The organism is uncultured Bacteroides sp. (assembly GCF_949298305.1).
Taxonomy (GTDB): domain Bacteria; phylum Bacteroidota; class Bacteroidia; order Bacteroidales; family Bacteroidaceae; genus Bacteroides.
Window position 1 is genome coordinate 1 of sequence record NZ_CASFWU010000078.1, and the last position, 12,999, is coordinate 12,999.

Consider the following 12,999-nt stretch of genomic DNA (forward strand, 5'->3'; position numbering starts at 1 on the left):
CGCCTGGTGCCGCGACATCCTCCAGACCTCCATGCCCTGTCCGCAGATACGCTACGAGCATCAGTGGGTGACGAACGAGTATTCCAGCTTCCGCAGCGTGGGCCTATCCTTTGCCTGGAAATTCGGCGGCTACAAGGAGAAGAAGCGCGAGGCGGTGGATACGTCGCGGTTCAAATAGGAAAGATGGGGAGGGGATTTGTATAAAATAAATTCTATCTTTGCAGAAAAGCAAAGTATAAAGTATGGAATATGAAAGGGAATATATCTTTAACTTTATTGTTTGCCGGTTTGCTGGTAGTTTCCTGTCTTAGGAGTGGAAAACAAACAGATAATTCTGTCACAGTTGATTCTATTTCTTGGATAACTCCAGATACGGTCTTGCCCAGACAAGATCGGATGGCTTTCCATGCAGCTTTGTCTGCAAAGATACACTCCTTGAAAGATACGTTGCTTCGTTGTAATATCATTGCCTACGGTATGGGAGAGTATGAGAACGTCTATCTGATAGCCAACACTCCGGAATGGCAGGAACGTTTCAGAAAAGAAGTGGCCGACCATCCTCTTATCCGTTTTCATGGTTACGACGGGAACGATGTCTGCGAGGAAGAAGGCGTGAACCATCTGTACGGCCTGCATCTATGGACCGAAGCGGAAGTCCGGCCCTTGTCCACACAGACTCTTTCTTGTGTATTCAGTAACGAAAGCGATGCGGACATCTTATGCAGCAAGCACTACTCTTTGGCCTATGAAAAGTCTCCCGGCCACTGGTGCTACTTGCCCATTAACACTTATGCCGAAGATATCGGCATCATCGTCAAGCCCGGAACCGAACATCGTTTCACAGCCCGTCTGTATCCCGAACTTTTCCCCAATCTTCCCACCCGCTACCGTCTGTTTTATGAGGTGTGGAGAGAATGGGGAGAAGATGCAAGAGAGAAGATTGTACTCATGGAAGAATTTCGAATGAAGGAATAATATGAAAAAGATTGTTTGGCTAAGTATATGTTTCATCTGTCTGTTGAGCCTGTCTCTTCGGGCAGAAGTGGCGCCTACAGACACTATCCCCTTTGAACTGGGTGCCGACAACCGCCTGTATGTGACAGTCCATATCAACGGGCAGGACGACCGCCCCCTGCGCTTCCTGCTGGACACGGGAGCGACGGACGTGGTGCTCAATTCCAATTCGCCGCGCACCAAAGGGTTGGCCAACTTTACGGGAAGTGTAGAGAACAGTGGCGCCAATTCGGTGGAGACAGATGGACGGCGTATTGAGCAACAACTTCCTGCAACGCTTCGACCAACTCTACGACTTCAAAAACGACAATCTCTATCTGGAAGTGAACGACCGGCTCTATACGCCTTTCTATGATTTCCTGGCTCGTTGAACAGGAAGTTCACATCATTGTAACGCTTTGTACACATCTTTGACACAGCTTGTGTTCATCTTTGTATCAGAAAAACAACAAGCTGAACAATGATGCGTCTGCGTACATTCTATTCTACCATTGTGCTGTCCGACATTCATCTGGGGACATCACATTCCAAAACAACCGAAGTGACCAATTTTCTGAAGTCGGTGAACTGTCACCGCCTGATACTGGACGGAGACATTATTGACGGATGGGCTTTACGCAAGGGGGGCACCCGCAAGTGGCAGGCACGTCATACGGAGTTCTTCAAAGTTATCATGAAGATGATGGAAAAACAGGGTACGGAGGTTATTTATGTGAGGGGCAACCACGACGATTTTCTGGACAGCCTGGTTCCCTTTACCTTCTACAACATCCGCATTGTGAAGGACTACATTCACGAAAGCCACGGCAAACGCTACTACGTGACCCACGGCGACATCTTCGATACCGTAACCACGAACATGAAGTGGCTGGCACAGTTGGGCGACTTGGGCTATACCTTCCTGCTTTGGCTCAACAAAATCTACAACAACTACCGCACACGTCACGGCCAACCTTACTATTCGCTTTCACAAGCCATCAAGCAGAAGGTAAAGACAGCCGTTTCCTATATTTCCGACTTCGAGCAGGAGTTGGTGAAATTTGCCCGTGCCCGCAAGTGCGACGGCGTGATATGCGGCCACATCCATCATCCTGCCGACACGTGGTACGGCGACATTCATTACCTCAACTCGGGTGACTGGGTGGAAACGATGTCTGCGCTGGCTGAAGACGAAGACGGCAACTGGACAGTGATCCGCTACGGAGAGTTGCAAATGGACAATGTACCTGCTTTGCTTAGCAACGCCGCTTCCTGATAAAAATACCCTCAAACTATTGAGAGTAAAAATGACTTGAAATATATGGTCCGAACAGGCTCTGCTTTATATAAAGGTATCAACATTTTTCTAATGCAAATTGCAGTTAAAAGATAAGTGTATGGCAAAGAACAAAATGTATCATTGGAAACGCATTGTCATTCCCTTCTTAATTTTGGTGATAAGTTTTGGCATTGGTTTCTTGATTGGCAAATTGGTGATGATAATCAGATGAAGATATGCCGATATCAGTTTTGTTTCAGTATCTTCATCGCTACATCCATATAGCGTGTGATGTCGGTCGTAATCTCGCGGTCGTACACATCACAACGTTTGCGGCCAAGGCGCACGACGATAGCATCCAAGTCGGGGATGGAAATGATGTACTGTCCCAACATGCCGCGCAGGTAGGGGCAACGCATGCCGTGATAGTCCGTTATCCACGTCTGGAAGCCGTAGTAGCTGAGGGTGTCCTTGCCCCATTGGTCTTTCAGGTACGAGGCAGGACGCATCAGTTCGTCCACGTAGGCTTCCGATACCAGCTGTCGGCCCTGCCAGTTGCCACGGTGCAGCAGTAGGCGGGCAAAGCGGGCTACATCGCGGGCCGTGGTGTGGAAGCAGCAGAAAGCTTTCTCGTCACCGTCTTTCTTGTCCAGCAGCCAGTAGGCATCGCGTTCGGCTTGCATGGGTTTCCACAATCTTTCTTCGGCATAATCGCTCAGAGTTTGTCCGGTAGCGGCTTCGATGACGAAGGCCAACAACTGCGTTTCACCGCTACGATAGGAGTATTGCACGCCGGGGCGGTCCACCACTTCCAGATTGGTCACTAAGTCGTAAAGGTCGTTGCCGTAATAACCGTGGGTGGTGACGGAGAAGAGCGAAGCATACGCCTCGTCCCACGCCATGCCGCCGCTCATGGTAAGCAGGTGGCGCAGGGTGACGTCGGCCTGCCTTCCTTTTGTATAGGTAGGGATATAGCGGGAGACGGGATCATCGAGGCTGTGTATCTTCCCTTCGTCGAGGGCGATGCCTGCCAGCAGTCCCACGATGGTCTTCGTGGCGGAATAGATGTTCGAGGTCAGCGTGTCGTTCCATCCGTCGCGGTAGCTCTCGAAGACGATGCTGTCGTGACGAATCACAAGGAAGGCCACGGTATGCAGACTGTCCAAATAGCGGGCATCATTCTCCGTCAGCAGGTAGCGGTTATAGTTGTCTGAAAGGGGCCAGCGCCAAACGCTGTCGGGATTGTGACGAACGGTGTGACGATGAAAAGTTTCGAGGTCGTCGATAACGGGCATCCAGTGGATGAGCGCCTGGCGGGCGTAGTAAGGCAGGGAGGCATAAGCAATGGCCATCAGCACTACCAAGGCGACGAACAGGCGAAAGGCGGTTTTCTTTGTGAATCTCATAGTCAACGGGACGTATAGGAAAAGCTACATTTCTTGAAAACAGACAGATGGTAGAGGCTGTGCCGATGGAAAAGCGGCACAGCCCCACCCTATTCTTCTGCGTTAAGGGCCGGCAGGCATTGCCCGTCGGGGCAGACAGCCGTCAGCGGATGACTGTCACCGTTCCCTCTGCCAGCTTCCTTTCTTTCTGCGGCGTTCCTTCGGGTGCATATCCAAGGGCTGCACAGCCAAACACGCGGTAGTCGGCAGGGACGCCCAGCTTCTCCGTCAGGAAAGCGCGCACCTCGGGGTCGTCGCACGTCTGGCCCAACTGGTTGATCCAGCAGGAACCGATACCCAGTGACTTGGCAGCCAGGAAGATGTTCTGCAAAGCACAGGCGCAGTCGAAAGGAGTAAGCGGATTGTCCGCCTTGCCCGAAACGACCACCAGCGTCGGTGCATGGTAATAGCAGCAATAGGTGGCGCTGTGTCCGCGTTCCTGCCACTGGGGATTGTCGCTCTTGGCAAAGGCGCCCTTAATCTTCTCGTTCAGTGTATTCAGGATTTCCGCATTCTGAATGGCGGTGAAATGCCACGTCTGAAGGTTCATGCCGCTGGGAGCGTAAGTGGCGGCTTCCAGTATCAGGTTCAAATCTTCGGCAGAGACTTGTCTCTCTGTGTAGGCACGCACGCTGCGGCGGGCCTTGATGTTCTGCAATACTTCGTTCATAGTTCAAACTAATTTATTGTTCAAATTTCGCTCGTTCTTTTCCTTTCATTGTCGAATATCTCAAAGCCTACAAACATAGCCGTCGTCAAAGAGGCTCGGAGGCAAGACCAAAGAGGCTCGGACGTCGTGCCAAAGAGGCTCGGAGGCAAAAGCAAGGTTTCAGTAAGCTACAGCCCCCTCCGACAGGAGCCACAGGGCTATCGTTTCACCAACCCAATCTTGACGTTCAGCTTGAAGTAGTAGGTACCGTTCTCCCGCTCCAGGAAACCATATTTGTCTTTCTCCAACGCTCCCTTCTCAAAGCGGGAGTTCAGGTAAAGGAAGTCGGCAAAGACTCGGCGTTGCGACTGGTGGTAACAGAGCACTTCGCCGCTGCCCGTGGTCAGGAGCATTCCCTCCACGGCCGAATCCGTACCGTTGTAAATCTTGGCTGGACGCATACCCAAAGCCAGTGCCAGCAGGAACTGCTTCATCTTGAACTCATAGAAGCCATGCTTCTGAATGAGCTCGTCCTTTATCTTCAGGGGATTCATTTCCTTGATGCGCTCGGTCAGTTCGCTGACGCGGGTCGTACCGTCCAGGTGCATCAGACGCACCATCTCGGCCAACATGCGGGGGAAGTGGAGGTCAATCATCAACAGGTTGCAACGAAAGACGCGGTCGGCCACATCGGCATACTTCAGCACGCCGCCCAGCCGCTCTATCATCATCATCCGCTCTGCCACCTCGGTGGGCGATTCGGGCAGGGCATTGACCTTGTTCACGGTCGGTACGGAGAACTTGATGCCGCTCTGCTCCAGCTTCAGGTTGGCCGTACGCCCGCCATCCAGCAAGGGATTCATGGGGCTGAGGCGACAACGGACACAGAAGCCCGTCAGCGGCGCATCGGGACTCCAGAAGGCAATGGAGAAGTCGGTACGGTCCTCGGTTCTGGCTTCCAGATGATAGATGTTCAGGGCATCAAAGAAACCTTCCAGCTCCTCGGGCACTTCAACTTCCTCGCCTGCGACGGATTTCAGCAGGTCGAGAATGTCGGCTGCGGCTGCATCAAAATCCTCGCGGGGGAAGCAGGCCTCCGTCTCCCCGTTGGCCGTAAAGGATCCGCTGCGCTCGAGCGTACCCGAAACAATACGGACCTCGTCGGCCTCCACATAGTAGCGGCGGGTGCCGTCATGCTCCTCGCGCTGTATCATGGCTATAGGCCAATACTGCGTTTCGTCTTTCACACCCTGCGAAGTGCCGAGTGACACCCGGCCGTCGGCCAGCAGGCGGAAAAAGGTATAAATCTCTCCCAATTCTCGTTTGGTTGCAATAAAGGACATAGGCAGTTGAGAGTTAAAAATTAAAAGTTAATAATGAAGGCTTCTCAGGAGTTGAAAAGAACTTTTAACCTCATACGAACCAACATCTTTCCAACTATTGATAATCCACATCATGAATAACGGATAGGAATCAAGATTCCTCTATCCGCAGCGTCTCCACCTTCTCCAGCCTTGCCCGCAGACGGGGCATGGACGAGCGGCGGATGCGCAGAGTCATGCGGCAGTCCATGTCGTAACCCTGCTCCACAATCTCGGGTTCCTCCTCCTTGACAATGCGCATCACATCGTTCATAAAGGGATACTCGAAGAGGACGGTCACGGTGTCGTCCACCGTTTTCTCCACGATGGTGGCGGCAGCTATTGCCTCGGCCGCCGCGGCCTTGTAGGCCACAATCAGCCCGCTCGTCCCCAGCTTGATGCCGCCGAAATAGCGCACGACGATAATCAGGATGTCTGTCAGTTCGTTGGAGTTGATTTGTCCCAGGATGGGTTTGCCGGCAGTTCCCGAAGGCTCTCCGTTGTCGTTGGCGCGGAAGTCCTTTCGTTCATGCCCCAACATATAGGCATAGCACACGTGGCGGGCGTCATAGTACTTCTTCTGGTATGTCTCCAGATAAGCCTTCACCTCCTCCACCGTGCGGACAGGCAGAGCGATGGCAATGAACTTGCTGCGCTTCTCGGTATAGATGCCTTCCGCAGGCGATGCTATGGTTTTGTACAAATCTTCCATCCTGACACAAGCTAAACGGAGCGGACCTGTCAGAATTCGCTCGTAAAGTGGAACTTGATGTGCTTGAAATCCATCTGCGCCATCTGGAGCACATAGCCCGAGTCGGCCAGGAAGACATCGCGACCTTCGCGGTCCTTGGCCATGTACTGGTACTTGCGCTTCTTGAAAGCTTCGAGCTCGGCAGAATCGTCACTCTCTATCCAGCAAGCTTTGTAGAGGCTGATGGGTTCCCAGCGGCATTTGGCGTTGTACTCGTTCTCCAGACGGTACTGGATGACCTCGAACTGGAGCTGCCCCACAGTACCGATAATCTTACGTCCGTTGAACTGGTTGACGAACAACTGGGCCACACCTTCGTCCATCAGCTGGTCGATTCCCTTGGCCAACTGCTTCTGCTTCATGGGGTCGGCATTCTCGATGTACTTGAACATCTCCGGCGAGAAGCTGGGCAGGCCGCGGAAGTGAAGCTTTTCACCTTCGGTCAGGGTGTCGCCTATCTTGAACGTACCATTGTCAGGCAGGCCAATGATGTCGCCCGCCCAAGCCTCATCGACAGTGGTCTTCCTTTGGGCCATGAACTGGGTGGGACTGGAGAAGCGCATCACCTTGTCGTGGCGCACGTGGTAGTAGGGCGTGTTGCGCGAGAACTTGCCCGAGCACACCTTGCAGAAGGCGATGCACGAGCGGTGGTTGGGGTCGATATTGGCCGTTATCTTGAAAACGAAGCCGGTGAACTTGGGCTCGTCGGGCTGCACATCGCGCTCCTCGGCCTTGACAGGACGGGGGCTGGGAGCAATCTCGACAAAGCAGTTCAGCAATTCCTCGACGCCGAAGTTGTTCAGGGCCGAACCGAAGAACACGGGAGCTACTTCGGCCTTCAGGTAGTCGTCGACATTGAACTCTGGATAGACACCCTCGATGAGTTCCAACTCGCCCCGCAGACGGTCGGCCAGTTCGGTACCGATGCGGTTGTCCAGCTCCTGCGTATTGATGTCTACAGCCACCTTCTCGGTCACCACCTGTTTGGATGGCTGGAAGAGGTTGAGGTTGTGCTCGTAAATGTTATAGACACCCTTGAAGCGGACGCCGCTCTCGATGGGCCATGTCAGAGGACGCACGTGGATGTGAAGTTCTTCCTCGAGCTCGTCCAGCAAGTCGAAGGGGTCTTTGGCCTCGCGGTCCATCTTATTGACAAAGATGATGACCGGCGTATTCCTCATGCGGCACACCTCCATCAGCTTGCGAGTTTGCGTCTCCACACCCTTGGCACCGTCCACCACGATGATAACGCTGTCCACAGCGGTCAGAGTGCGGTAGGTGTCTTCGGCAAAGTCCTGGTGACCGGGGGTATCAAGGATATTGACCTTGTAGTCGCGGTAGTCAAACTCCATCACAGAAGTAGTGACTGAAATACCACGCTGTTTCTCAATATCCATCCAGTCTGACGTAGCAGTCTTCTTGATTTTATTGCTCTTCACGGCGCCGGCCACCTGTATCTGTCCGCCGAAAAGCAACAGCTTCTCGGTCAATGAGGTCTTACCGGCATCAGGGTGCGCGATGATTGCAAACGTTCGTCTTCTCTCAATCTCTTGATTTGTTGCCATATTTTTTCTTTTTTAGGCACGGATTACACGGATTTTCACGGAAGAAAGTTCCTTCTAATAAGTGAATACCTTGCGCTTCATTTCAGCCTTCAGGCCGAAGTTGAGCAGAAGTCCCACTTGCAGGTCGGTTGTTTTCAGATAGTTTATCAGTTGCCATTCATGCTCCATTCGTAAGGAAGTAACTGCTTTCAGTTCCAGAATGATTACATCTTCCACCACCATATCCGCTTTATACGTACCTACTATTTTATTTTTATAATATACTTTCAATTCTTTCTGACACTCACACTTCAATCCCCTTTCCTGCAACTCCATATAGAGAGCATTCTGATACACCTGTTCAAGAAAACCAAATCCCAGCGTTTTGTGAACTTCATAAAATGCCGAAATGATTTGGGCGGTTAATTCTTCGTGCAACATTATTCATCCTCCGTGAAAATCCGTGTAATCCGTGCCTAAATTATCATTTCTCCATTTCCAATTTCCTCAAGCAAACCGCCAGCGACTCCTCCCAGTGGGGAATATGGATGCCGAAGGTCTGCTTGATTTTCGTCTTGTCCAGCACGGAATAATTCGGACGGGGTGCCTTGGCCGGATATTCGTCCGTGTGCAGAGGACTGACACGACAAGTGGTGATACCAGCCAGACGATGAATGGCCACAGTGAAATCATACCACGAGCAGACACCTTCGTCGCTGAAATGGTAAATGCCGGGAACAATGCCCTGCTCAATGGCGGCAAAAATGGCCTGTGCCAGGTCGGCCGCATAGGTTGGGGTACCTATCTGGTCGAACACCACACCCAGCGACTCGCGCTCGCGGCCGAGGCGAAGCATGGTCTTCACGAAATTGTTGCCAAAGGTAGAATACAGCCAGGCCGTACGGATGACCATGGCACGGCTACACTTCTGCATCACAGCCTCTTCGCCTGCCAGCTTGGTGCGTCCGTAGACAGAGTTGGGGCAAGGTGTGTCGTCCTCGCGATAGGGCACGTGAGCGGTGCCGTCGAACACGTAGTCGGTAGACACTTGAATAAGAACGGCCCCCACAGCCTCAGCCGCTTCGGCCAGGTAGCCTGGCGCCAGATGGTTCAACCGGTCGCAAAGTTCAGGATTGTCCTCGGCCTTGTCCACGGCCGTATAAGCGGCACAATTCACCAGCACGTCAATCTGATGGCCGGACACGAAAGCGCGCACAGCATCGGCATCGCAGATGTCCAGCTCCTGCACGTCGGTAAAGAAACAAGTGTGTTGCGGATGGGCGGTGGAAAGCACGCGCATCTCATTGCCAAGCTGACCGTTGGCACCTGTTATCAGAATGTTCATATCAGTCGTCCAATTTTAATTCACCTTTTTTGTCTTTGTCATAATAGTTGGCCAGCAACGAAATGAAGCTGCTTACCGCCTCCATCGCCTTGGCCGTCCCTTCACTGATGTCCTTCTTCTGCAAACGCAGGAGCAAGACGCCGTAAAGTGCCTCGAAGCAAGTCTCCAGCTCAGGTTCTTCTTTCTGCCCATTCTTTTGACGCAACTCTACAATGAAAGGCAGCGCCTTAAAATAAGCCGCATTATAAAAGGGATATCGGGTAGATGCCAGCAGGGCGCCGTGCAGTTCGGTCAGGTTCTGGATGACGTTGCGGTTTATTTGCAGATGGCCTTTCTCCACCACGCCTTCGGCCCGCATCATTTCGCACAAATTGCCATACCATTCCTCCAGCGCCGGCCGTTCGGCTTCGGGATAGCGGGCAATGACTTGCGTACGCAGGCGGTCAATGTCGCACCCGTTGGCGCGTATCAGGTCCTCTACCTGCCACATGTAAATCAGATACTCGGCAATATTTTTCTCTTTCAGTTGTTTAGCTATGTTCATTTCAATAGACTACAGTTGACAGTCAATGTTTCCCAACTAATACAAGGATTCACCCATCAGCGTAAACACCAGCCCCAGCACCGACACCACTACAACAATGCTTCCAATAATGCGGTTCAATATCCAGATGCCGCGCAGGTTGAAGCGCGTACGAACCTTGTTGACAAAATAAGTGATGCCAAACCACCAGGACAAAGCGCCCAATGCAATGGCCAGATAGCCCGTGACGGCCTCGAACAGCAACACACCGGGGCTGATGAATGCGAAGCGGGCAAACAGACCGACAAACAGCAGGATGATGAGCGGATTGGAAAGGGTGACGAAAAACGCCGTAATGAAATTATGAAGATAGGTACCCTTACTGGTAGAAACAGGACGAAGTGAATGGACAGGATTGCTACGGAAAGTATAGATACCAAACGCCAGCAACAGGATACTACCGAAAAGCTGAAGATAGAAAATGTTCTTGTTGACATAGTCGAACACGAAACTCATGCCATATCCTGTCAGCAAGGCATAAAAAATGTCGCTCATAGCAGCACCTATGCCCGTAACGAAACCATACCAACGTCCCTTGTTCAGCGTGCGCTGGATGCACAACACGCCTACCGGCCCCAACGGTGCTGACACAATGACACCGATAATGAACCCTTTCCATAATATATCAAGTATGGTCGTAATCTGAATCATGGCTGCAAAGATAGTGCAAACCGAGAGAAGTACAAAGCGAAAAACAAGTTTTTGGTTGATACAGCCGAGGTGCAGCCTGTCTGATCAAAAGATAGCGCAAACCGAGTGAAGTACAAAACGAAAACAAAGCTTTTGGAGTATATGTCCGAGGCAACCAGCCCGATTGTTCCCCTTCCGGGCCACCTCCCTCTTTCCGCCGCTCAAGTGGATAGTTACATCCGCCAAGTGCCACTTGACGGATGCCAAGAGGGCTTTGGTGGACACTTGCATTCACCGTGAACCATGCAAGCATCCTGTTCGGACCATGCAAGCATCCTGCACGGACCATGCAAGCATCCACCAGACGTAATGCAAGTGTCCTCCGACAGCGACACAAGTGCTCGGAAAAAACCACGCAAATGCTCGACAAGAGCCTTGCAAATACCCGTCAGAAACAGCCCCTCTTTCCTTCACACAAAAGGAAAGAATCTTTCTTTCATCATTCACGTTTCACAGCAATCCGCTTATTATGAAATGAATGCGGTGAGACCCCACGCCGCAAGCATCCCGCATCAGCCTATCTCTTATCCACCATAGCGGCCACTGTAGCGTCACCCGTCACGTTTACGGCAGTGCGCAACATATCCAGCGGACGGTCGATGCCCAATATCAGAGCCAGGCCTTCGGCAGGAATGCCGACCGAAGTCAACACCATGGTAAGCACCACATAGCTGCCACCGGGGATGCCCGGCGTGCCTATGGAAGAAAGGATGGTCATCAGGACAATGACCAGCAGTTGGGAAAGGCTGAGGTCAATGCCCAGCACCTGAGCGATGAACAGAATGGAGATGGCCTGATAGCACGAAGTGCCGTCCATGTTGATGGTCACCCCCACGGGCAAGACAAACGAAGCCACCTCCTGCGACACTTTAAGGTCTTTTTCCACCGCCTCCATTGTCACAGGCAACGTGGCCGCACTGCTACTGGTAGTGAAGGCAAACAACTGGACGGGATACATGGCACGTATGAACTTTTTCATCCCCAGCCTGGTAAAACAATGAATCAGCATGGGGTAGAAACCCAACAAGAGGAGGAACATGCCTCCAATAACCACCAGCGCATATACGCCCAGAGCGCCGAAGATGCTCATGTCGCCGCCCGTATCTGTCACCAGCCCGGCCATCAACGCCGCCACGCCCCACGGGGCAAACTTAACGATGTAGTCCACCATGCGGAGAATGATGTCGTTCAGTCCGTCGAACAGGGAAAGAACCGGTTCAATCCTGCCGCGCGGCACCGTCAGGGCAGCTATGCCGAAGAACACGGCAAAGAAAATCACCTGAAGCATCTTGGAGTTGTCCGCCGCAGCCCCCACCAAGTTGTTCGGCACAATGTCGTTGAGGAAATGGAGCGGCCCCCTACCCTGCTCCTCCATCGAAATTTGCTTTTTCTCTTCCACAACGGACAGGTAGTTCTCCTGTATGTGTGCCACCCGGTTGCGGTCTACCAACTTGCCGGGCTGCACAATCAGTCCCAAGAACATGCCCAACAGAACTGCCACGCAGGTGGTAGCCAGATAGATGGCAATCGTTTTCCCGCCAATGCGCGAAAACTTGCTGATGTCCTTCAACCCCGTCACCCCTTTGATGAGCGAGATGAACACCAACGGAATGGCTATCAGCTGCAACAGGCGCACAAAGACTTGCCCCCACGGACGTACCCAATGCTGTATGAACAACCCGCCATCTGCCCGCAAAGCCACTATACCCACCAAGATACCCGCCACCATGCCCAAAAGGATTTGGACGTAAAGCGGAAGAGATACTATTTTTCTAATCCAAGCCATCTTATTTCATTTTACACCGCAAAAGTAACATTTTATTTCGATTGACCTCACTTTTTGTATCCTCACACAGTTGGCAACTGTTACTCTTCTGTCTAATAACGTAATAACGGCTCACAAAAGCCGGACTTTACTTTCTTTTGTGCTCTATTTATATTACTTTTGTCCGGCTCGAAAGCCTTTTAGCATACAGGGAGTTAACAATTAGCGATGATTATGAAGAAGATATACTTGATAGTATTTGCAATTTTCTCGTTGTTTATGATTGTTTATGGATTTATCTTCATCTTAGACTATCATTTAGTCATCAACTATACCATCGAAGATTGTCTGCCTCCCAATGGCGGTCGTGCCTTCCCGACAAGAGATGAAAGAACAGAAGAAATACACGCTCTCATCATTTACGCCAAGATAGTAATTGCATATGCAATCTATGCTTTGTCATTAGCCATATACTGGCTGTTTAATACCAACAAGCATTAGTGTCCAATAAAAATGGACGAGTTAAAAAATTAATCAAATAGTCCTTCAAAAAGGGGATAATCGAGTTCTTTGACATCGTTGAAATCAGTCTTA

At 51.5% G+C, this 12,999-nt stretch carries 14 protein-coding genes and 1 pseudogene; 5 read left to right on the forward strand and 10 right to left on the reverse strand.

What is annotated here, in order from left to right; genetic code table 11:
• The first annotated feature begins 435 nt into the window (after positions 1–435).
• The 4 genes and pseudogenes from Q1Y74_RS10590 to Q1Y74_RS10605 all read left to right on the forward strand — a co-directional run bounded on the left by Q1Y74_RS10590 (position 436) and on the right by Q1Y74_RS10605 (position 2,269).
• A complete protein-coding gene (locus Q1Y74_RS10590) occupies positions 436–975 on the forward strand; it encodes a hypothetical protein (RefSeq protein WP_300814285.1) in 540 nt (179 codons plus the stop codon).
• Between the two features lies 1 nt (position 976).
• A pseudogene (locus tag Q1Y74_RS10595) lies at positions 977–1,243 on the forward strand (hypothetical protein); the annotation flags it as partial.
• Between the two features lie 13 nt (positions 1,244–1,256).
• Positions 1,257–1,385: a hypothetical protein gene (locus tag Q1Y74_RS10600; RefSeq protein ID WP_300814302.1), complete on the forward strand. Its 129-nt coding sequence runs from the start codon at positions 1,257–1,259 to the stop codon at positions 1,383–1,385.
• Positions 1,386–1,477: 92 nt separating this feature from the next.
• Entirely contained in the window at positions 1,478–2,269 is a 792-nt protein-coding gene (locus Q1Y74_RS10605) for a UDP-2,3-diacylglucosamine diphosphatase (protein ID WP_300814301.1), read from the forward strand.
• A 248-nt stretch (positions 2,270–2,517) separates the two neighbouring features.
• Here Q1Y74_RS10605 and Q1Y74_RS10610 read toward each other — a convergent pair whose 3' ends face one another.
• The 10 genes from Q1Y74_RS10610 to Q1Y74_RS10655 form a co-directional block, all read right to left on the reverse strand.
• Positions 2,518–3,678: a serine hydrolase gene (locus Q1Y74_RS10610; RefSeq protein ID WP_300814287.1), complete on the reverse strand. Its 1,161-nt coding sequence runs from the start codon at positions 3,676–3,678 to the stop codon at positions 2,518–2,520.
• Between the two features lie 142 nt (positions 3,679–3,820).
• Complete coding sequence (locus Q1Y74_RS10615; protein ID WP_300814288.1) at positions 3,821–4,387, reverse strand: nitroreductase; 567 nt, start codon at positions 4,385–4,387, stop codon at positions 3,821–3,823.
• Between the two features lie 197 nt (positions 4,388–4,584).
• Positions 4,585–5,709 carry an HpaII family restriction endonuclease gene (locus Q1Y74_RS10620; RefSeq protein WP_300814289.1) on the reverse strand — a complete coding sequence of 375 codons (1,125 nt, stop codon included), beginning with the start codon at positions 5,707–5,709 and terminating at the stop codon, positions 4,585–4,587.
• A gap of 130 nt (positions 5,710–5,839) precedes the next feature.
• Positions 5,840–6,439, reverse strand: coding sequence for a YigZ family protein (locus Q1Y74_RS10625; RefSeq protein ID WP_300814290.1), 600 nt, complete (start codon positions 6,437–6,439; stop codon positions 5,840–5,842).
• Between the two features lie 29 nt (positions 6,440–6,468).
• Positions 6,469–8,043 carry a peptide chain release factor 3 gene (locus Q1Y74_RS10630; RefSeq protein ID WP_300814292.1) on the reverse strand — a complete coding sequence of 525 codons (1,575 nt, stop codon included), beginning with the start codon at positions 8,041–8,043 and terminating at the stop codon, positions 6,469–6,471.
• 54 nt (positions 8,044–8,097) lie between these two features.
• Positions 8,098–8,463 (reverse strand): GxxExxY protein, encoded by a 366-nt coding sequence (locus Q1Y74_RS10635; RefSeq protein WP_300814294.1) that lies wholly within the window; start codon positions 8,461–8,463, stop codon positions 8,098–8,100.
• A gap of 43 nt (positions 8,464–8,506) precedes the next feature.
• Entirely contained in the window at positions 8,507–9,367 is an 861-nt protein-coding gene (rfbD, locus tag Q1Y74_RS10640) for a dTDP-4-dehydrorhamnose reductase (protein WP_300814295.1), read from the reverse strand.
• A gap of 1 nt (position 9,368) precedes the next feature.
• A complete protein-coding gene (locus tag Q1Y74_RS10645; protein ID WP_300814296.1) occupies positions 9,369–9,911 on the reverse strand; it encodes a DUF4924 family protein in 543 nt (180 codons plus the stop codon).
• A gap of 36 nt (positions 9,912–9,947) precedes the next feature.
• Positions 9,948–10,601, reverse strand: a complete 654-nt coding sequence (locus Q1Y74_RS10650; protein WP_300814297.1) for a LysE family transporter — start codon at positions 10,599–10,601, stop codon at positions 9,948–9,950.
• A gap of 556 nt (positions 10,602–11,157) precedes the next feature.
• On the reverse strand, positions 11,158–12,426 hold the full coding sequence (locus tag Q1Y74_RS10655) for a dicarboxylate/amino acid:cation symporter (RefSeq protein ID WP_300814298.1): 1,269 nt from the start codon (positions 12,424–12,426) through the stop codon (positions 11,158–11,160).
• Between the two features lie 213 nt (positions 12,427–12,639).
• Between Q1Y74_RS10655 and Q1Y74_RS10660 the strand changes: the two genes are divergently transcribed.
• A complete protein-coding gene (locus tag Q1Y74_RS10660; RefSeq protein ID WP_300814300.1) occupies positions 12,640–12,906 on the forward strand; it encodes a hypothetical protein in 267 nt (88 codons plus the stop codon).
• Positions 12,907–12,999: the final 93 nt, after the last annotated feature.

Excerpts from the sequence above, each read along its gene's own strand:
- Q1Y74_RS10635 (WP_300814294.1), bottom strand. The coding sequence starts at position 8,463 with ATGTTGCACGAAGAATTAACCGCCCAAATCATTTCGGCATTTTATGAA.
- Q1Y74_RS10630 (WP_300814292.1), bottom strand. The coding sequence starts at position 8,043 with ATGGCAACAAATCAAGAGATTGAGAGAAGACGAACGTTTGCAATCATC.
- Q1Y74_RS10645 (WP_300814296.1), bottom strand. The coding sequence starts at position 9,911 with ATGAACATAGCTAAACAACTGAAAGAGAAAAATATTGCCGAGTATCTG.
- Q1Y74_RS10615 (WP_300814288.1), bottom strand. The coding sequence starts at position 4,387 with ATGAACGAAGTATTGCAGAACATCAAGGCCCGCCGCAGCGTGCGTGCC.
- Q1Y74_RS10620 (WP_300814289.1), bottom strand. The coding sequence starts at position 5,709 with ATGTCCTTTATTGCAACCAAACGAGAATTGGGAGAGATTTATACCTTT.
- Q1Y74_RS10600 (WP_300814302.1), top strand. The coding sequence starts at position 1,257 with ATGGACGGCGTATTGAGCAACAACTTCCTGCAACGCTTCGACCAACTC.
- Q1Y74_RS10650 (WP_300814297.1), bottom strand. The coding sequence starts at position 10,601 with ATGATTCAGATTACGACCATACTTGATATATTATGGAAAGGGTTCATT.
- Q1Y74_RS10625 (WP_300814290.1), bottom strand. The coding sequence starts at position 6,439 with ATGGAAGATTTGTACAAAACCATAGCATCGCCTGCGGAAGGCATCTAT.
- Q1Y74_RS10655 (WP_300814298.1), bottom strand. The coding sequence starts at position 12,426 with ATGGCTTGGATTAGAAAAATAGTATCTCTTCCGCTTTACGTCCAAATC.
- Q1Y74_RS10605 (WP_300814301.1), top strand. The coding sequence starts at position 1,478 with ATGCGTCTGCGTACATTCTATTCTACCATTGTGCTGTCCGACATTCAT.
- Q1Y74_RS10610 (WP_300814287.1), bottom strand. The coding sequence starts at position 3,678 with ATGAGATTCACAAAGAAAACCGCCTTTCGCCTGTTCGTCGCCTTGGTA.
- Q1Y74_RS10660 (WP_300814300.1), top strand. The coding sequence starts at position 12,640 with ATGAAGAAGATATACTTGATAGTATTTGCAATTTTCTCGTTGTTTATG.
- rfbD (WP_300814295.1), bottom strand. The coding sequence starts at position 9,367 with ATGAACATTCTGATAACAGGTGCCAACGGTCAGCTTGGCAATGAGATG.